This is a genomic window from Haliscomenobacter sp. (assembly GCF_041740695.1).
GTDB lineage: Bacteria > Bacteroidota > Bacteroidia > Chitinophagales > Saprospiraceae > Haliscomenobacter.
The window spans coordinates 95,008-114,161 of the sequence record NZ_JBGSLK010000113.1; the positions used below are offsets into that span (position 1 = coordinate 95,008).

Here is a 19,154-nt window from a genome sequence, read left to right on the forward strand (position 1 = left end):
AAAAATATCCTGGAGTATGGTTTTTTGCTTATGCTTAGTTTATTTTGATAAAAAATCACAAGCGCTTTCTACCCCTGACATACTGTTGACACAGCCCACCCTTAACTTTGATGTACATTAAAAACATCAACACCGATGAGCTTACAACACTTAGTGACCAATTACGCAGCGTACAATGTATGGGCCAATCAAACCCTGGTAGACTGGCTAAAAACCAAACCTCAAGACATTTTTCAGGCAGAAGTTCCTTCCAGTTTCCCCAGCATTTTAAAAACTTTGAACCACATTTGGGCGGTCGAAGAGTTTTGGCACTCGGTGGTTGCCGAAGAAGCACCCAATGGCAGCCGCTATGGCAATGAAAATCTGGAAATTGATGCCGTTTGTGCTGGGATCATCATCGAGTCTCAGGTTTTGCACCACTATGTGAGTAACCTTTCTGAAGCAGATCTATTGCAAAAAGTACATTTGGAGACGCCTTGGGTGTCGGGTGAAATGCCCCGCTTTGAGTTCCTTCAGCATGTGCTCAATCACAGCACTTACCATCGGGGGCAGGTCGTTACCATTGGGCGGGTACTAGGGTTGACGGATGCACCGATGACGGATTATAATTATTTCAACATGGCACGGGTGGCGCAGAATTGAAGTGAATTTTTTTGGCATAGATCGAAATCTATGCTAATGGACATTTTTGTTTAGAGATTCGGAGGACATCAATTGCCACGTGCTTTAGCGCGTGGTTAGGATTTTCATTTTGTTCGGGCTTTAGCCCAAGCCTTAATTTCCAAGACAGGGCTAAAGCCCAAATCCGAGGGTATTCCTATACCCCCAGGCTGAAGCCAGGGGCAATTGATGTCCTCCGAGCAAAATGTACAATAGTGTGATCGAAATCACATCACCACACCAGCGTCGCCACTGCCCCCGCCGCCAAAGTATGTGTAAACCCCTTTGTTCCCACATTCACTCTAAAGCGCACTTCATTCCCACCTTCATTCACCACCAGCAGCACCGTTTTGCCATCCGGGTTTTTAAAAGCCACATTCGCCAGGGACAGGGTAGTATTCGAATAAATCCGTTTTGCCCCCGGCTTCACAAATTTGGAAGCATGAGCAATAATGTAATAGGCCGGGTTGCGCTTCACTTCATCCTGATTCAGGGTAATTACCCCTAAACATTCGGTGCAACCTCCATCCGTATGTGGGTTCTGTTGGGGATCGGCGGCCAGGTTCCATTCCAGCACCGTTTTGGCCCAGTTGCGGGAGGCGCCAATCATCAGGTTTTTGATGTGCCATTTGAGGTCGCCCTCCATGTTGCCGGGGGCGCCAATCCACTGTTCGGTGAAGTAGAGGTTTTTATCGGGGTGGGCCGCGTGTACTTCCGACAGGGCATCAATAGTGCCGCCGTACAAGTGAAAAGCCGAACCATCGATGAATTTTTTGGCCGCTGTATCATTCAGGATGGCAATGGGATAATCAGGGCGATCCGCATTGTGGTCGTAAATGATGATTTTGGTTTTAAGGCAGTTTTCGCCAAAAGTCGGGCCCAGGTGGTTTTTGACAAAATTCGCCTGTTCGTGCGGGTACATCAATAAGGAGGGGTTATTGCCGGGGTGTAAGGGTTCGTTTTGTATGGTGAGGGCGTCGATGACGATGCCCTCACTCTGCATCGCTTGGATGTATTTGACCAGGTAGAGGGCATAGGCTGCGTAGTATTCTGGTTTGAGGCCGCCGCCTTTGGAGTTGCCGTTCGTTTTCATCCAGGTAGGTGGCGACCAGGGTGAAGCCATGATTTTGATGGTCGGGTTGATGCGCAGGATTTCTTTGAGCATCGGCAAAAAATCTTTGCGCTCGGGGTCGAGACTGAATTTTTCCAGGAGTGTGTCGATTTGACCCTTCGGAAGATCGTTGTAAGAGAACACCCGATCGCTCAAATCCGAAGCACCAACACTGATGCGCAAATAGCTGATGCCAATGCTGCCAGGTGCTCTGGGGTCGAATAATTCCTTGAGCAAAGCCCCCCGTTTTTCGGCACTCATTTTGGCCAATAATTGGGTGCTGCCACCCGTGAGGGTGCAACCAAAACCATCCATGGATTGGTAGATTTTGAGGCTATCGATAAAGATGGCGGGCAGGGTTTCGCTGCCTTGAGCCGGGCTGCTCGTGATGGTAGATTGTTGTAAAAATTGTCGGCTAGCCGGGTGGGTCGTCCAGCACTGGATTTGGGCTTGCAGGCTGAGGGAAAAGAGCAGCAGAATGCCACTCAGTATTTGGTATCTGATGTGCATGTAGGTGTATTTTAGACAACAAGTGTAAGGAAAAAAGAGGAGCTAAACGTTCTTTTTCCCAAAGTTCCCATTGATAAAAAACACCCCGGTTAGCATAATCGCGGCAGCGATGAGGGAGCGGGTGGTCACTTGTTCATTGTTCAAACTCCAGCCGAGGAACATTGCCACCACTGGGTTGACATAATTGGTGGTCGCGACTTTTTCGGGTGAAACTTTGGTCAACAAATAATTAAACGCCGAAAAAGCGAGCAGAGAGCCCATCACGATCAGGTAGAAGAAGGAAAAAATGCCTTGTGCAGTTAGTTTTTCCCACACGAATTGCTTGTAATCGCCAAAAATTAAACTCATGATCAGCAACCAAATCCCGCCACAGGTCATTTGCATACCTGCCGATTGCATTTTGGAATTGGGCAAATTGGCACGACCGATGTAAATAGACGCATAACCCCAGGCAAACAGCGCAATGGCAATCACCCCTACGCCAATGAGGGTTTCACGATCTGCCGAGATTTGAGGCTGCCCGACCAACAAAAACATACCCACTACGCCCAAAGCAACTCCCAGCAGGCTGTGCAACTGAGGATTTTGTCCTCGCATGATCCACAACAGCAGCACCACAATGAGCGGTTCAAAGGATACCAATAGCGCGGCCATGCCACTGTCCACCCATTGTTCCGCCCATACCACTAAGCCAGTGCCGAGCGCCATAAACATCAAACCGATCCAGGCCGCATTTTTCCATTGTGCCAGAGTAGGCAAAGGGATTTTGCGCAAGGCGGCTACGCCCAACAAAAGCAGTCCCGCCGTCAAAAAGCGAGTGCCCGACATCAAAAAAGGTGGAATCTCGAGGATGGCCAGGTAGTTGACCAAATAAGTGGAGCCCCACACGAGGTATACCGTGGCAAAGGCAGCGATGATGAGGTAACGTTCGCGCATGAGTTGGTGATCCCAGGAGTTTATCCGTGGGTTGGGGCGCAAAGATCATTAAAAACCAGGAAATTACTGAATGTACTTTATTTGATCTTTGCACCCTTTCGAATTGATCCCAGTGGGAAACCCGCAAAGAACCATTATTTCATCGCTGAAACCTGTTCTTTTTTAGGTTTGTCACTTGGCGTGGCTGAAGTAGCGACTTTTACTGGAGCCTTGTTTGGAGCGGGTTTGATGCCTTCACAGATGTACTCCAATCTTTCTACCAAGCCATTGTACGCTTTTTCCAGCGCTGGTTTTTGAGCAGGGTCAACCGCTTTAACTTCAGCCTTAGCCTGGAAGCTGTCCCAATCCTTTTTCAAAGCCTGGTATTCTTCCGAAGCACTGGAAGCATTTGGTTTTTCTGGTTGGTTGGATTGTTGTGCCAAGGCAAAATTCATTGAAATGGCCAAAACGAGTAGAGTTGAAAATCCAAATTTGATTTTGTGTTTCATGATATCAGGGATTGCGATTAAAATTTAATTTGGGTCTAGGACTGATTTGTTTTTAGATCCTCAAATACAACGCAAAAGTGCCCCCTTCTGATCCACAAAAGCAATGGGCTAGATCAAATGGTCGACCGACGATCGATTTGACATCGACCAAACGCTTATTTTTATCGACTAACATGATTATTTATCCGACCAAGGTCTTTTTTTGATCGAAAAAAGGTTTTATTCTGCCTTCCTTATTTAATTAGGCATTAGGTTAGGTGTATAAGCCAATCTAGGGAGTAAATTCTGAATGAAGGCGAGTAGCGAAATTTTATTTTGTAGATTCTTGAACGCATTAGCGCATCGGACTACAAAATATCCGGTATATTTACGCCCTGAAACTCCAAAATCACCAAATACAATCGTTCATGGACCATCGAAGTCATTCGATTACTACACTAGCTGCTCTAACGGGTGTACTCGCTTACCTCACGCCGATTGGGTGGGTATTGGCTTTTGTGATTCACATTGTGCGCAAAGAAGAGTATGCTGCATTTCATCTTCGCCAGGCAGGAGGCATTTACCTTACCTTGGCACTATTGTTGTTTTTGAGCACCATTCCCTACATGGGTTGGTTGCTTTGGCTAATGGGCCTGATCCTCTGTTTCTTTTTGTGGGTGGTTGGATTTATGGGGGCGGTACAAAGCTACCGTACCATTATTCCCTATTTTGGACCTTACTTCCAAAGTTGGTTCAACATCAGCCGCTTGTTTGGAGGATATTCCGACGAAGATTAAAGCAGGCCGCTCAATTTCCGAATGACATAACTCGCCATGTGGATGCCAAACAGTGCTGGCAGATACGAAATAGTGCCGTAATAGGATTTTTTATAGGCACTTCCTGCGGTGAGTTGCAGGGAATTGGGCATGACGAGTTCGCTTGAAAACACCACCGGGAATCCTTTTTTGATGCCTCTTTGGCGCAAAAATTTGCGGGTTTGTTGGGCAAAAGGGCAATTGTAAGAGCGGAAAACGTCGTCAATTTTCACTTTAGAAGGATCCACCCTTCCACCTGCCCCCATCGAACTGATCAGGTTTACCTTGGCATCCAGGCATTGCACCAGCAGATTGATTTTGGGTTGAAAACTGTCAATACAATCCAGGACATAATCGAAGCCACCTCGAACCAGCTCTTCCATAAAATCGGGTTGCTGAAAAGCCTGGACTACCCGTAGTTCTAGTTCAGGATTGATGTCCAACATGCGTTGTGCCATCACCTCTGCTTTGGGCTGACCAAGGGTAGAATTGAGCGCTGGCAACTGGCGATTTTTGTTGCTCACATCTACCACATCGCCATCAACAATGGTCATCCTTCCTATTCCAGCCCGACACAAAAACTCGGCAGCAAAACTCCCAACCCCGCCTAATCCGACCACCAAAACGTTGGCCTGGCGCAAACTTTCAATTTTTTCCGTCCCGATCAACAATTCAGTTCTGATCAGCCAATTGTCTGTGCTCATTGTTTTGATTGCCTTAAAAGTCTATTTAAGTTGTTTTGCAGCGCGATTTCCAGTTCCTGGATTGACATGCCTTTGATTTGGGCGGCGCGGGCGTAAAGGTCGGCAATTGGCAGCATTTTATCATCGCTTTCCAAAAAAAGCTTTTCCAACGGGGTTTGGGCCAAACTTTGGGCGGCGGCGCTGTTGGGATGTAAAATGGCCGCACCGTAAGAAACATAAAAACCCCGTTCCAGCAGCGGTTTCAACACAGTAACTTTGCGGGCAAATCCGTGAATGACGAGCGGAACCGTAGGTTTTATTTTTTGAACGGAAGTAAACAATTCCTCATAAGCACGTACACAGTGAATGACCATTGGCTTTTGCAATTGCTCTGCCAAAGACAAACAATGCTCAAAAACAAACTGCTGGTAAACCAAATCCGGCCCCTGCAATTTATCCAGCCCACATTCGCCTAGCAACAACACTTTTTCTTCCCGAGCCACCCTCACCAGCCAATCCCACTGCTCATCCTGCACCCCATCCACCTCAGATACAAACCAGGGATGCAGGCCCACCGAACAAGGGCCTGCCCACTGCGCAAACAACTCCTGCTCCCGCTGATGAAATGAGCGTATGCTCAAAACATCCGGTGAAGAAGACAAATGATGGTTGTGAAAATCGATCAGCAAGAAAGGATATTCTTTAAAGTATGAAGAGTGGTGTGTGATCGTGTGGGTATGCTAGGCTTCCATCGCCTAAAAACCTCGCCAACCCACGGATTTATCCGCAAGAATGGGTGTGGGTGTGAAGTGTGATCGTGTGGGCCCGCAAGAATGGGTGTGGGTGTGAAGTGTGATCGTGTGGGTGTGTTGGCCCGCAAGAATGGGTGTGGGTGTGAAGTGTGATCGTGTGGGTGTGTTGGCCTTCCATTCCCTCAAGTACCCCGCCAACCCACGGATAAATCCGTGGGATGATGTCCATGCCCCTCAGTACTGCGTCTTCTCCCCATAAGCCAAATCCCCCGCATCCCCCAAACCCGGCACGATATAAGATTTCGCAGTCAACTCCTCATCCAGAGCCCCCATCCAAATCCCCGCCTTGGGATACATCCTCCGTACATACTCCAATCCGGGTACAGCGGCAATAGCTGTCACAAAATGCAATTCGGCAGGAGTGCCATGTTCCATCAACTGCTTGGCAGCAATCACCATGGATGCTCCGGTAGCCATCATCGGATCGGCAATCACCAGGATTTTACCCTCCAAATTGGGGCAGGATAAATACTCCAACTTGATTTCAAAAGTACCATCCTTGTGGTGTTTGCGGTAAGCGGAGACAAAAGCATTTTCAGCATTGTCAAAATAATTCAACAGCCCCTGATGCAGAGGCAAACCTGCGCGCAGGATAGTAGCCAATACAATGGGTTTGGCCACTGCTTTGCTGCTCGCTATCCCCATTGGTGTTTCCACTTCTACCGTATCGTAAGGCAAATGTTTGCTTAGTTCGTACGCCAAAATTTCGCCGACACGCTCCATATTGCGCCGAAAACGCATTCGATCGTTTTGGGTATTGATGTTGCGCATTTCTGCCACAAATTGGCTCGCAACGCTTGGACTTTTACTCAGGTCAAATAACAATGGCGACATGGATACAAATTTTGCTCAATTCAAAGCAAGATAAAACCTTTTCACCTAATCTCCGCACGAACAATAATCAAGCTCGCGACTGATTTACCGCAAGTCCCACCATTTTTTTAGTTCTTCCAACCTATTCTCCCGCGATTGTAAGTCACTTAACATGTTGCGACTGCTGGATCCCGATTGTTCCAAGAAAGGTTTGGCACGTACGTAAGCTGCCTTGGCTTGTTGAATGCGCAAGAGGGCTTCGGACTTGTCTTTTGGTCCCAGGTTGGGGTTTTTGACCAGCTTTTCGTGCAATTTATAGGCCACTTGTGCCTGATACGCCCCTATTTGTACATTGGCCAATCCTCCCCCGGCATTTAGGAATTGTACGATGGTTTGGCGTTCCGTGTTGTTGCTACTGCCACCGATCACTTTTAAACCTTCAACGGCTCGACGTTCACTTTCACGATAGCCATCCAAAGCAGTACTAAAATTACCGTTCAAAAAAGGGAGGGGATTGTCAAAAACCAGGCGATAGCGCTGATTGACCAAATCGTAACGGGTTAGACTTTCATTCGCCAACAATTTCGCCATCAGTAGTGGATAGTCCTTGCCCATTTCGCTAAACCCACTAAGCCCAGCACTTGTAGCCTTGCCCATATCCAAGGCCTTTTTCATGTTCAGCAAGTTACTTTTGCCCCGCAAAATCAAGTTAAGATTGGCATTTAAGGCCTCTTCATTGGCATTGTTGCGGTTGGCACTGGCATTGAGGTGACTGATCGCGCTGAGGTACATGCTACGGGCCCAAAAGAAAATGATCTCGCCGCGTTTTTGCACAATAGCTTCTGTAGTATCCTGGGCGTACAAATCCAGCGCTTGCTGGTAGTAAGTGCCAGCTTGTTCACATTCCTGGTTGATGCGGCGCAGGAACAGTTGAAGATTGGAATTGTTGAATTGATTGAAGTTTTCGCGGCTGTAACGGCTCAACAAAGTATAATGAATGTGGCCACGAACAAAAACAAGCTCGGCTTGCATGTACTCCAGGGGCTGAACCTGCTGCTGAACCACCTGCAAACGATCCGTTTTTACTGCGCTTAAGTAAGCCCAGGCCTGGCTGAAATACTGCTCAATGGATTGCAGTTGACGGTTGTAGCGCAAGGTATCAATGGCTTGTTTGGGTGAACCTTCCAGCACAAACAAACTTTCGTAAATATCCACCAGGGCGACTAAACCCTGTTCGTACATTTTTAACCCCAACTGAGTCAGCGCGTAATCGTCGTTGGGATTGAAGCGCAAGATGCGCGAACAGGTGCGCAGGGTGCGCTGCAAAGTGTCCAACATGCTCATTTGGGCAATGGAATCTGCATAAAAAAAAGCGATTGTACTGGCATTTTTAGGTGCTGGGGAATTTAAATCCCAATCTTCCCATTGCGCCTGCGTCATCGGGTAACGGTTGAGTTGCCAAATGGGGTCAAAGGGATAGTGGTCGCGGATCATCTCGGCAGGAGGCACCAGAAAGTACAAATCATCACTGGGGGGAAAGTGAACACCTGCATCTGGATCGAAATACCCGGCGCCCCAGGTTGGATCACTGAGCGACCATTCTCCACCAATTTTGATGGAGACCCAGGCATGGCCAATTTCGGGGATTTGACCATCTTCCCGGCGTACTTTGCCCGTGACAATTTCGGCGTTGAGGCCCATTGAATTGGCAAGTGTTTTGTACAAATTGGCATACCCTTCACATACTCCGCTGCGTTGGGCCAGCACATTTTCGGCCTGTTGCATCAAGGTGTTTTCCCTGGTACCCAACAGGTTTTGTTCGATGATGCTGTGGTTGTAGCGAATATTGTGGGTAATCCAAGTGTAGATGGCTCGGGCCTTCTCCCGCTCGCTGAATTTTCCGGCACCTTTGAGGTAATAGGCCAAAGCGTTGGGGCTTTGGCAAGCTTCCACTGGGGCATTTAGGGCGTAGGTGTCTATGGCCGCGTAGTCTTTTGTCTGGGCATTAATCCCTCCAAAAGAAGCCAATACAAGGTAAAAGAGCAAGATATGGCGCAACATAGACTTTGGTTTTGCCGTAAGATAACGAATTCTCAGGGTGAATTATTAGCCACTTGGTGCTTGTTTGAAAGTTGAGTATATTTGTAGAATTATCCTAAAAACCCTGAAAAATGAGAATCCTGTCTGTTTTATTTTTTGCGACCCTGCTACTGTCTACTAAAGCAGATGTTGCATTCAACAAAGGCAAAGTTGTCGGCAAAATCACCATTCCTGAAAATGTACCACTGCTCAAACGGGGCAGCAACCAAAAGTACTGCGAAGAAGAACCTCTCAGTGCCCGCAAAAAACAAATTGATCAAGAAAATCATCCCAATCGGCACATCGTAGTCAGTTTTCACCCTACTGATTTTACCCCTGAATTAAAACCTTCTGCCAATGCCATTATGAATCAGATGGAAAAAACCTTTGTGCCCAAAGTATTGCCCATTACCAAAGGCAGTTCAGTAGCGTTTTTGAACAGTGATACCGAAGTACACAACATCTTCAGCATGACCCCTCGGGCGACGTTCAACATCGGTCGGAGGCAACCCGGGAAATCGGTGCCTCAATTGATCGAAAAAGCAGGGGTAGTTGATCTCAAATGCGACATCCATTGCGGCATGAATGCCTCCATTTTAAGCCTGGACACCCCCTATTTCACCAAAGCCAATACCAGTGGCAACTACGAAGTAGATGGTCTGCCCGACGGCAATTACCGCGTACAGGTTTACCATTTTAGTTTGGGTGTGGTAGAAGACAACATTAGTATTAAAGGTGGTGGTGTGATTACAAAAAACCTTGCACTGGTCAAACCTTAAACGGTAAGTATGAAACGCACGATTACCTTTGTTTTTTTGCTCCTATTTACCCTCGTAAAACTATCCGCACAGGAGAAACCCCAAATTGAGATCAATGGGACTGCTGACCTGGAGTACCTGCAAGGTGGCCAGAGTTCCCATTATTACCTCAATGGAGTGCACAAAGACCTCCAAAGCGGGGCGGTACGACCTTTGGAATTGAACCTCTTGTCCAAAATCCGTTTTAATCCCCAATGGAGTGCCAACTTTCGCCTGCAAATGGAACGCGACGAAGGGCTCAAATTCAATCAAGTCCGCTTGGCACAAGCCAATGTACAATGGGCACCCAAAGAAAGCCCTTGGTTGTTCACCGTCGGGCGCTTTGTTTCACCCTTTGGTTTGTTTGCCAATCAGCAGCTTTCCACCGCGCGCACTTTTGTAGATGTTCCCTTGGCTTATGGGTATTTTATCAATATTTCAGAACAATTGGGGCAGGTAGACCGACTTGGCAACGGCACCCAAATCCCCATCAATGGCCGCAATGAATGGGGCATGCCCCTCCAATACTACAACGGCTATTCCAACGGCCTTAAAGCGCGCTGGAACCTCAAACCTGGGAAAACCTCGCTTGAATTCGCATTGACTACCGCATCCCCCAACCTGCCACGGAATTTCAATTTTAATCCCCTGAACTACGGCGCAATGGCTCGCCTTAAGTTGCAACCGAAATATTTTTGGAAACAAGGTTTTTCGGCTAGCTTCGGTAAATTTTTACAAAATCACCCTTTGAATGACCGACTAAATGATCGAAGCGGCTATCGACAAGCTCTAATAGGCACCGATTTTGTGCTCGGAACCGGGCATTTTGAGTGGTCGGGTGAATTGACGGCTGGTTTTTATCGAGTACCCAAGTATAACCCATTGAGCGAACGATATATTCAAAATCAAAACTTTAATGCTTTTTCCGCCTGGCTGGACACCAAATATGAATTTCCCTTTTTGGTAGGCACCTATGCAGCTTGGCGAATAGAAACGCTACAATTTTCGAATGATTGGGATCAGGGCGTGTTACGCAATTCCTTGGTAATAGGGGCTAAAATCAAAGATTTTATCCTCTTACGCAGCGCCTATTGCTTTCAATCCGTTCAAAATAGCAACCAAACGGGCTTTAATGCCTGGCGAACCACTTTGACTTTATATTTTTAATCAAATGATGCGACCAGAAGCCCGGATAAAAATGCCGCTTTTTGCACTGCTTCTGGCGGTTTTGCCCAACCTATGTCCTGCGCTTGCCCTGTCTACACCTGAACTCATTAAAAAAGCCCAAGCCCACCTGGATCAGGATCAGCCCGATTCCGCGCAATGGTTTTTTAATAAAGCCATTCAGCAAGCAAAACTAAAGCGACAGCACCAGTTGCAGCTCGATGCAGGACTTGGTTTGGCTGAGTCCTGCTTTTACATCGGGGATTACGCCCGAACCAAAGATCAACTGGAAATCTGTGCAAACTTGGCTCAATCCCGTGCCGACCGCCCTCATTTGCTCCTGGCCTGGTTGAAACATGCAGAGGTCCATTTTATTGAAGGCAGTTGGCCAGAGGCCGAAGCACTATTGGCTAAATTGGAAAAAAAGGCGAACCCCGCCCAGGATCAGGCCGTTCTTGCCCGCGCCTACAACTTGTGGGCAAAAGTATACAGTCAGCAAGGCCAATTGAATCAAGCCAATTTTTATCTAAAAAAAGGAAAAAACCTCGCCCAGCAATTGCCCGACAAAACCCTGGTGATTGAATTGCTCACTCAATTGGCAACCAATTATAAAAACCAGGATGGAGCCCTCGTTCAGGCACAGCTTTACCTGGAAGAACTGATTGCCCTGCGCGCTAAAACCCAGGATCAACGCAATTTGATCGGCGACCACCAGGAGTTGGCGGAATTGTTGCAACAAACCGGTGATTACCCCACAGCTCAAGCTCATCGACTCAAGGCTTTAAAATTGGCGGAGTCAATTCAAGATTCCTTGCAGCAAATGGAATTGTTGTATAGCCTTGGCCTGGCTTACCGCCAGCAAAATCAAATCCAAAGTTCCAATGCCTATCTCAACCGAAGTTTGAAGCTGGCCTTGATGAAAAACAACACCTTCAAAGCGGCGGAAATTCAACGTAGTTTGGGGGACAATCAAGCTCAAGTTGGTAATCCAGCTCAAGCACAAAAATGGTATCAAAAAGCGCGGCATGGCTTCTCCAGTATCGGCAACGACCTGGAAATTGGCCGCACCTTGGTTTTATTTCAACAGGTGGATTCCTCCCGTAAAGCACTGAGCTATTTTGGCAAAGCACTACAATCCAAAATTAGCAACGGGGAAATCCTGGGTGAAGTAGAGACTCGTTTGGACATGGCCAGGATCCAAATTGACCTGAAGGATGCCGCCGGAGCACTACGCAGTTTACAGCCCAGTGTAACACTCGCCCAAACTGCGGGCAGCCGCGAACACTTGTTGGCCATATGGGACAATCTGGCCCGGGCCCATGCCCTGCAAGGCAATTTTAATGCCGCCTATTCCTTTGCCGAGCGCCACCAACACTTAAAAGATTCCATTTTCAACCTGGAGCAATCCCGCATCATCAGCGAAATGAATGCTCGTTTCGACAATGTGGCCTTGCGGGACAGTTTACAACAAACCGAAATAGCCCGCAATCGGGCGGAGTTGCGCCAGAAAAACCTGCTCAATTACCTTTTGGGTGGCGCACTGTTGGCAGGCGCGTTTATTGCTTTTTTGTTGTTTCGAAACTACCGTTCAGGGGTGGAACAACGGGTTCAAGCGGAGCGCATGGCTGCCCTAGAGAAACAAAGAGAGGCCGAGCAATTGCGCTCCATGATCAATGGGGAAGAGCAAGAACGCAAGCGAATAGCCCAGGAGTTGCACGATGGATTGGGGACTTTATTGGCTACTGTGAAGTTGCAATTCAATGCGGTGCAAAATGAAAGACCAGACATCGACACCGTCAAATCCTACCAAAAAGCAGACAGCCTACTGGATGAAGCCTGCACGGAGGTACGCAAAATTTCGTACAACTTGATGCCAGCTATTTTACAGCAATACGGGCTGGAATACGCTTTACAAGATTTATGCGAAGGCATCAATCGATCTGGACGACTCGAAGTTAGTTTTATTCCTTTCGGGCTGGATTATACTTTTGATGATCAAACGGCGATATCGGTTTACCGGATCGTGCAGGAGTTGGTTAAAAACACCTTAAGACATGCCGAAGCCAGTGAATTGATTGTACAACTCAGCGTTGAAGATGATGCCTTAAACATCGTAGTTGAAGACAATGGTCAGGGCTTTGATCCTGCTGAAAAATTGCAAAACCCCGGGATTGGGTTACAAAGCATCCAGTCCCGCTTAGCTTTATTGGATGGTAAAATGGAGGTGGAATCCTCTGCTCAGGCTGGTGCAACTTTTACCATCGATATCCCATTAACACCTAAAAACTAGTATGGACACACCAAACACCATTAAACTCCTCGTAGTAGATGATCATCAGGTGCTGATTGATGGCATCATGGCGCTGCTGGAGAAAGCTGAAGGCATCCGCATCGTTCACCAGGCCCTAAATGGCAAAGGTGCTCTGGAGGCCCTGGAAAAGCACCACACGGAGATCGACCTCATTTTGCTGGACATCAACATGCCGGATATGAATGGTTTTGAAGTTTGTCTGGAAATCAAAAAACGTTTTCCGGATAAAAAAGTGCTCAGCCTGACCATGCACAGCGAAGCGGGCTTCATCACCAAGATGGTCAAAGCGGGTGCAGATGGCTATGTGCTGAAAAATGCGGGTAAGGACGAGCTCGTCACTGCCATTCAAAGCATTCAACAAGGGGAAAAATACTTCAGCAAAGCCGTCACCAATAGCCTTCTGGAAGGGATGCAGGCCAAAAAAACTTCTCGCTCACAGTACATCCCCAAAATTACCCGCCGAGAAAAGGAGATCCTGCGCTTGATCATCGACGAGTGCAATACCGATGAGATTGCCGCGAAGTTGTTCATCAGCGACACCACGGTGATTTCACACCGGAAGAGTTTGTTGCGCAAGTTGAATGTAAAGAATACGGCGGGGCTGGTGAGAGTGGCGTATGAGTTTAATTTGTTGGCGGAGGATTAACAGTTGAGCATCTGCTTCCTAAACTCCGACGGCGTGCACCCCACCACCTTCTTAAACGCTCCATTAAACACCGACAAGGTATTGAACCCACTTTCAAATGCCAATGCTGCGATCTTTAACTGGGCATATTGGGGATCGAGCAACAACTGACAAGCATACTCCACCCGAAAACGGTTGAGCCAGTCAGGGAAGTTGCAACCTTCATAGGTATTGATGTAGTGTGAAAGGGCGTGTGAACTGCTGCCTATTTGTTGAGCCAGTTTATCCAGACTCAGTTCCGAGTCGCGAAAACCCTGCTCTTCCTCCATCAATCTTTGCAATTGCACTTTGAGTTGAGAAATTTGCTCGGGTTTAATGGCTGAGGGTTTGCCTTTTTCCCATACCTGAGTTTTTTGGAGCAACGTATAATTTTTGATAAAATAAGCCAGAATCAGGTAAACAATAATGGTGTAAAACAAGGGGCAAAAAATCACACAAAGGACCTTGGCATTGTTGAAGCTGTAGCCCAAAATCAAGATGCCCATGAACAACAACAAGCCGGACAACCATTCCTGTATTTTTTGTACACTCCATCCTTGTGCCTTTTTTTCGACCAACCTTAGCTTCGACCATCGGTAGGCATACACCAGATACAGAATCCAGTGCAACAAAGTCAGCTGATTGGTCATAAACCAGCCGTTTTTAAAAGGCTCAAAAAAGGTGCCCAATGGGAGGACTGTTCGGGCCAACAAAGCCAGGGCACCTAGGCAAATTGCGGGCAAAAAATGCTTCTGCCAAAAGAAAGTGGGAAGTGGAGCCCTAAAAACACTGTACACATAAGCCAAAAAACAAGGTCCCAACGCCAAATTGAGCACCAAACCCACATCAACTACATACCACTCAGCGCTGCGGTAAAAATAGGATATGGTAGTAATGGCAAAGCGCAAACTCAACAAAAGCATGAAGTAGCCGAGGTACTGATTCGTGGTTTGAGCCTCCCCTTGCCCCTTGCGCAAGAGATACAAGCCAAACAAAATCCCATTGGCGATGCCCAAACCGCTCAATGCCGCAAATAAACTGTCGAATTGATACATAGTTGTACTGATGGATTTATAAATCAGGTAGACAGGGTCAAAAACGAGCTGCATTTTTGCACCTAAAAAGCTCAAACAAGCTCCAAAACGATCAATCACCATGCAAAAGTACACGCTTTTTACTACACGTTTTTTAACTGTATGTATCCTCTTTTTGGCTTTTCAGCTTCATCTGCACGCTCAAACTGCTGCAATTTTCGCACCAGGCATCCTCTCCGATGGGCAAGTTTTTGGTTTAACCCTTTCTCCCGACGGGCAAACTGCGGTTTTTGTAAAAGCTTACGGTGGCCGGGATAGTTTGCATCTTCTTACTTCATCTCTGATGAATGGAAACTGGACCAAACCCATAGTTGCGCCCTTTTCTACCCGAGGTACCAGTTGGAAAGACATCGATCCGGCCTTTTCACCGGATGGAAAACTGTTGCTTTTTAACTCGACCCGGCCTCTAAGTATGGGTCCTGCTAAGGAAGATTTTGACATTTGGGGCGTAAAACGCGATGGCAACAGCTGGGGTGAGCCCTTCCACCTCGGGGCCGCCATCAACACCGATAGCTCCGATATTTATGCGACCATTGCCAAATCCGGGAACATCTATTTTTCCTCCAATCGGGCAGGTGGCCAAGGTAAACTCGACTTGTATGTGAGCGAATACCAGAATGGCGTTTATCAAAGCCCCAAAAACCTGGGAGCCCTGCTCAATACCGAAAACCACGACAGCAACCCTTTCATTTCGCCCAAGGAAGATTACATCATTTTTTGGGGACGAGAGTCCAGCGGGTATGGTGATTCAGATTTGTACATCAGTTTTAAACAAAAAGGCAACTGGACCAAGCCTCTTAATCTTGGCCCCAACATCAATTCCAAACAAGGCGATTTTTGCCCTTTTATGCAGCCCAAGGGCAAAAAACTGTATTTCAGTCGAACAGAAGAAAAGGATGGCAAAAGGATCGAGGATTTGTATTCCATTGATTTTTCGCCAAAGGAATGGAACAAACTGGCCAAAAATTCAAATTGATCTTAGGAACGGAGTCTTACTGCAAAAGCTGAGGCTAGTGCATTAACTTATGATTTAATTCATTAGCCTCAGCTTTTGAGTTTCCCCAAGGCCTTCTCCAACTCCTCCGGTTTATTCACATTCTCCAAGGCCTCTTCTTTTTCTGCCAGCAATAATTCAATGGGTGCATTGAGCAACACCTTGCGTGGACAAGTATAACCCTGTGCCATAAACTGCAACAAAACCGGATAGCTCCGCGGCTCCCAAATGGTCACCAGCGGCTCTGGAAACTGGTCAAAAGGGCTGCGGAAAGTAGTCGCCACTTTGGAAGGATTCCGCTGCGCTACCAATTGCTCCAAGGTATGCTCATCCAAATGGGGCAAATCACAAGCCACCACCAGCCATGCCGCATCCGGGTGCTCCCGAAAAGCCGATAAGATTGCGCCATAAGGCCCCAACCCTAAAAAAGTATCTGGTATCGGCGCATAAACCCCTCCAATTTCTTCAACCTGATCGCCCCGACAAGAAATAAAGGTACGGCTGCACCACTGACCCAACAGGTCGGCCATGTACTCGCGCTGCGCTTTGCCATGGTAGTTGATCAAACTTTTGTCTTGCCCCATTCGGGTGCTGCGCCCGCCCGCAAGTACAAGTCCGTAAAGGGGAGCTTGTTTTTTTTGCAGCTCTTCCAGTAAAAAATCTGCAATTCCCGCTTCATCTTCCAGTTGGAATACTGGTGGCAAAACGCCTCCCAAATGCTCCAACAAGAAGGAGTAAATGGCCGTTGTATCATCCATCAGCACAATACAGGCGACATCTTTAAGTCGATCTAGCTTTTTTTGTAGGGAAGCTTCCTTGCGAGGATCAATCAAGACAATCTGCTTTTTGGCCTCAAAATGATTGCCATTGACCAACACAGCATCCTGAGCATTGAAGTGCTGGCGGAAAAAGAAGGGATTGAGCGTCCCTTCCTGGTCAAAACGGTGGAAACTGATCTTATCGGTATATTCCTGACGGGCACCATGCGCCATGGCACTTTGGGCATCGCGTCCAGCTTCCGTTTCAGCATCTGCACCCGCGTGGTCGGCATCCACGTAACCAAGCTGGTAATCGGATTTCAGGCGACCAATCAGCGCAAAAGCCAGTTTTTTGATCACTCCACAAGGTGCGCCGATGAAGGCCCATTCCTGACGGGCAAAGTGACCGTAGGTGGGACGGGTAATGGCGGCGTGTTTTTGATGGTTTGACATGGTTAACCTTTTTGATACTTGGCTTTCAATTCTTCAATCGTTAGAACCAACAAGGGAGGATGTTCATTCGTTCGATATGGGCGAAAATGACGATCTTCAGAAACAATAATTGCCTGCGCCGCTACCGCACAATCGACAAATTTATTGTCATCAACATCCTCTGCAATTAGGTCCCATTTAAAATAGATCTCAATGTGTTCAACTCCGGGAAAGGAGATTAGAAAATCAGTAAAATTAGAGGCTACTTCAGGTGTGGTTTTGGCGGCAAGAATTTCTTCGTACTCAAACAAGATTTCATTGGATATACATAGACGAAATTCTCCAGTAAGAACTTTGTCAAATATCCAACGATTGGGAGAACGTCGACCAATCATCGAAACGATCACATTGGTATCAAGAACGAGTTTCACTCCGCCAGTGCTCATATGCCCAATTTGCGATGTCTATAGGCGTAAATTCTTTTTCTTCGATAAATGCATCCATTGCAGCACTGGCTTTTTCAGCAAAATACAGGCCAATGAGTTGGCGTATTGCGAGAAGATCTTGTTCATCGACATTGTGTGCATAAAGTTTGAGCAACTCCAATTGAAGATTACTCATTGTATGTGGTTCGGCCTGCATGTTGATCCGGTTTTTACAAATATATACCCTAAATCTTCACTTTTGCAAACGCCCGATCCAAAATATCCAGCGCTTCCGCAATATCCTCTTCTTGAGCCGTAAGCGGTGGAGCAATGCGGATCACGTTGCCGTACAAGCCCCCTTTGCCAATCAGCAAGCCCAGTTCCTTTGTAGCTTCAAACAACTGGCGGGTCGCCTCGGTTGAAGGTTCTTTGCTTTGGCGGTCTTTCACTAGCTCCAAACCTTGCATCAAACCCATCCCGCGTACATCGCCGATGACTGGGTATTTTTCCTGCAAACGTTCCAGTCCTTCGCGCAACAATTTACCTACTCTGCCTACATGCTGCGGGTCGGCGTAGTTTTCCAAAACTTCCAGGGTGGCCAGCGACGCAGCACAGGCTACGGGGTTGCCACCAAAAGTACTTAGGCTCAGGCCTGCCTCCACGGTGCTTTGGGCAATTTCCATGGTGGTGATCGTATTGCCCAAGGGGAACCCATTGGCGATGCCTTTGGCCATGGTGATCACATCTGGCTCGATGTCATAATGTTCGATGCCAAACCACTTGTCTCCCGTCCGGCCAAAAGCAGTTTGCACCTCATCAATGATCATCAAACCACCGTAGTGTTTGACAATCTCTTGCGCAATTTTGAAGTATTCCTTCGGGGCCGTGATGAATCCACCCACACCTTGGATGGGCTCGGCAATAAAGGCGGCGATTTTCCCACTCGTGGTCGTTCTGATCACGTCCTCAATGTCCTGCGCACAGGCTACCCCACAGGAAGGATAGGTCATTTTGTAAGGGCAGCGGTAGCAGTATGGGTTCACCGCATGAGTGATGCCCGGTACTTGCGCGCCTGTCAAGCGCCAGGAGCTATGCCCGGTAAGCGTCATGCCGATGGCCGAGCGCCCACTGTAACCATGTCGAAGTGCCACTATTTCTTGTCGACCTGTATAAATTTTGGCTAAAAAAACCGCCGTTTCATCCGCATCAGTACCCGAGGGAGTGAAAAAAGAGACCTGCAATTTGCCAGGAGTGATTTGCGCCATTTTTTCCGCCAAGTTGACATGGGCTTCATTGGGGTAAAGCGTAGAAGAATGAATCATCTTCTCCGTTTGGTTTTTTACGGCTTCCACAATTTCTGGGCGATTGTGCCCTACACTAGTGGTGAGGATGCCGCCAAAAAAATCGAGGTATTCTTTGCCCTCTACATCCCATACGCGCAGGCCTTCGCCACGCTCAAGTGGGAGCGGCTCGGTGTAATAAAGGAGGTGATTTGGCCAGAGGTATTGTTGTTGCTTGGCGAGGAGTTCGGCTTTGGTGGAGGTATGGGTGGTCTGCATTGTTTTGCGGTATTGAATGAGGAGCTAAGCTAGGGATTTTTTGCCAAAAATGGAATAAGTCTTATTCCTA

The 19,154-nt window shown here is 47.5% G+C and carries 19 protein-coding genes; 7 read left to right on the top strand and 12 right to left on the bottom strand.

Translation table 11 applies throughout. From position 1 onward, the window contains the following. The first annotated feature begins 135 nt into the window (after positions 1–135). The gene (locus tag ACEW9O_RS22770; RefSeq protein WP_373552514.1) at positions 136–642 is read left to right on the top strand and encodes a DinB family protein; all 507 of its coding nucleotides are present in this window, start codon (positions 136–138) and stop codon (positions 640–642) included. A 250-nt stretch (positions 643–892) separates the two neighbouring features. On the opposite strand, the gene ACEW9O_RS22775 is transcribed toward ACEW9O_RS22770, so the two are convergent. From ACEW9O_RS22775 to ACEW9O_RS22785, 3 genes are all read right to left on the bottom strand, one after another. After that, positions 893–2,281, bottom strand: coding sequence for a glycoside hydrolase family 30 beta sandwich domain-containing protein (locus ACEW9O_RS22775; protein ID WP_373552515.1), 1,389 nt, complete (start codon positions 2,279–2,281; stop codon positions 893–895). Positions 2,282–2,323: 42 nt separating this feature from the next. Next, positions 2,324–3,217, bottom strand: coding sequence for an EamA family transporter (locus ACEW9O_RS22780; protein WP_373552516.1), 894 nt, complete (start codon positions 3,215–3,217; stop codon positions 2,324–2,326). Between the two features lie 134 nt (positions 3,218–3,351). After that, on the bottom strand, positions 3,352–3,705 hold the full coding sequence (locus tag ACEW9O_RS22785; protein WP_373552517.1) for a hypothetical protein: 354 nt from the start codon (positions 3,703–3,705) through the stop codon (positions 3,352–3,354). Positions 3,706–4,112: 407 nt separating this feature from the next. On the opposite strand from ACEW9O_RS22785, the gene ACEW9O_RS22790 reads away from it, so the two are divergent. Then, on the top strand, positions 4,113–4,481 hold the full coding sequence (locus ACEW9O_RS22790) for a DUF4870 domain-containing protein (RefSeq protein ID WP_373552518.1): 369 nt from the start codon (positions 4,113–4,115) through the stop codon (positions 4,479–4,481). Here the strand turns inward: ACEW9O_RS22790 and ACEW9O_RS22795 are convergent. The 4 genes from ACEW9O_RS22795 to ACEW9O_RS22810 all read right to left on the bottom strand — a co-directional run bounded on the left by ACEW9O_RS22795 (position 4,478) and on the right by ACEW9O_RS22810 (position 8,868). Then, on the bottom strand, positions 4,478–5,203 hold the full coding sequence (locus ACEW9O_RS22795; RefSeq protein WP_373552519.1) for a ThiF family adenylyltransferase: 726 nt from the start codon (positions 5,201–5,203) through the stop codon (positions 4,478–4,480). The two genes, ACEW9O_RS22790 and ACEW9O_RS22795, sit on opposite strands and share 4 nt — an antisense overlap. Then, the gene (locus tag ACEW9O_RS22800) at positions 5,200–5,871 is read right to left on the bottom strand and encodes a TatD family hydrolase (protein ID WP_373552520.1); all 672 of its coding nucleotides are present in this window, start codon (positions 5,869–5,871) and stop codon (positions 5,200–5,202) included. Before ACEW9O_RS22800 ends, ACEW9O_RS22795 begins: the two co-directional genes overlap by 4 nt. Positions 5,872–6,168: 297 nt before the next feature. Continuing rightward, positions 6,169–6,828: a uracil phosphoribosyltransferase gene (upp, locus tag ACEW9O_RS22805; RefSeq protein WP_373552521.1), complete on the bottom strand. Its 660-nt coding sequence runs from the start codon at positions 6,826–6,828 to the stop codon at positions 6,169–6,171. An 84-nt stretch (positions 6,829–6,912) separates the two neighbouring features. Continuing rightward, the gene (locus tag ACEW9O_RS22810) at positions 6,913–8,868 is read right to left on the bottom strand and encodes a transglutaminase domain-containing protein (protein WP_373552522.1); all 1,956 of its coding nucleotides are present in this window, start codon (positions 8,866–8,868) and stop codon (positions 6,913–6,915) included. Between the two features lie 110 nt (positions 8,869–8,978). Here ACEW9O_RS22810 and ACEW9O_RS22815 point away from each other — a divergent pair, with 110 nt between their 5' ends. The 4 genes from ACEW9O_RS22815 to ACEW9O_RS22830 are packed head-to-tail and all read left to right on the top strand — an operon-like array spanning position 8,979 to position 13,804. After that, positions 8,979–9,665 carry a hypothetical protein gene (locus ACEW9O_RS22815; RefSeq protein ID WP_373552523.1) on the top strand — a complete coding sequence of 229 codons (687 nt, stop codon included), beginning with the start codon at positions 8,979–8,981 and terminating at the stop codon, positions 9,663–9,665. 9 nt (positions 9,666–9,674) lie between these two features. After that, positions 9,675–10,850, top strand: a complete 1,176-nt coding sequence (locus tag ACEW9O_RS22820; RefSeq protein WP_373552524.1) for a hypothetical protein — start codon at positions 9,675–9,677, stop codon at positions 10,848–10,850. Positions 10,851–10,854: 4 nt separating this feature from the next. Further along, the gene (locus tag ACEW9O_RS22825) at positions 10,855–13,137 is read left to right on the top strand and encodes a tetratricopeptide repeat protein (RefSeq protein ID WP_373552525.1); all 2,283 of its coding nucleotides are present in this window, start codon (positions 10,855–10,857) and stop codon (positions 13,135–13,137) included. Between the two features lies 1 nt (position 13,138). Next, the gene (locus ACEW9O_RS22830; protein WP_373552526.1) at positions 13,139–13,804 is read left to right on the top strand and encodes a response regulator; all 666 of its coding nucleotides are present in this window, start codon (positions 13,139–13,141) and stop codon (positions 13,802–13,804) included. Here the strand turns inward: ACEW9O_RS22830 and ACEW9O_RS22835 are convergent. Next, positions 13,801–14,979: a helix-turn-helix domain-containing protein gene (locus ACEW9O_RS22835; protein WP_373552527.1), complete on the bottom strand. Its 1,179-nt coding sequence runs from the start codon at positions 14,977–14,979 to the stop codon at positions 13,801–13,803. The two genes, ACEW9O_RS22830 and ACEW9O_RS22835, sit on opposite strands and share 4 nt — an antisense overlap. Between ACEW9O_RS22835 and ACEW9O_RS22840 the strand changes: the two genes are divergently transcribed. Beyond that, positions 14,978–15,892 carry a hypothetical protein gene (locus tag ACEW9O_RS22840; RefSeq protein ID WP_373552528.1) on the top strand — a complete coding sequence of 305 codons (915 nt, stop codon included), beginning with the start codon at positions 14,978–14,980 and terminating at the stop codon, positions 15,890–15,892. The two genes, ACEW9O_RS22835 and ACEW9O_RS22840, sit on opposite strands and share 2 nt — an antisense overlap. Before the next feature lie 68 nt (positions 15,893–15,960). On the opposite strand, the gene ACEW9O_RS22845 is transcribed toward ACEW9O_RS22840, so the two are convergent. From ACEW9O_RS22845 to ACEW9O_RS22860, 4 genes are read right to left on the bottom strand one after another with little or no spacing between them, the layout of a single operon-like run. Beyond that, on the bottom strand, positions 15,961–17,121 hold the full coding sequence (locus ACEW9O_RS22845) for an NTP transferase domain-containing protein (protein ID WP_373552529.1): 1,161 nt from the start codon (positions 17,119–17,121) through the stop codon (positions 15,961–15,963). A 2-nt stretch (positions 17,122–17,123) separates the two neighbouring features. After that, positions 17,124–17,546, bottom strand: coding sequence for a putative toxin-antitoxin system toxin component, PIN family (locus ACEW9O_RS22850; RefSeq protein ID WP_373552530.1), 423 nt, complete (start codon positions 17,544–17,546; stop codon positions 17,124–17,126). Beyond that, positions 17,515–17,742: a hypothetical protein gene (locus ACEW9O_RS22855; protein ID WP_373552531.1), complete on the bottom strand. Its 228-nt coding sequence runs from the start codon at positions 17,740–17,742 to the stop codon at positions 17,515–17,517. The genes ACEW9O_RS22850 and ACEW9O_RS22855 overlap by 32 nt, the downstream gene beginning before the upstream one ends. Positions 17,743–17,770: 28 nt before the next feature. Beyond that, on the bottom strand, positions 17,771–19,084 hold the full coding sequence (locus ACEW9O_RS22860; RefSeq protein WP_373552532.1) for an aspartate aminotransferase family protein: 1,314 nt from the start codon (positions 19,082–19,084) through the stop codon (positions 17,771–17,773). Positions 19,085–19,154 lie beyond the last annotated feature (70 nt).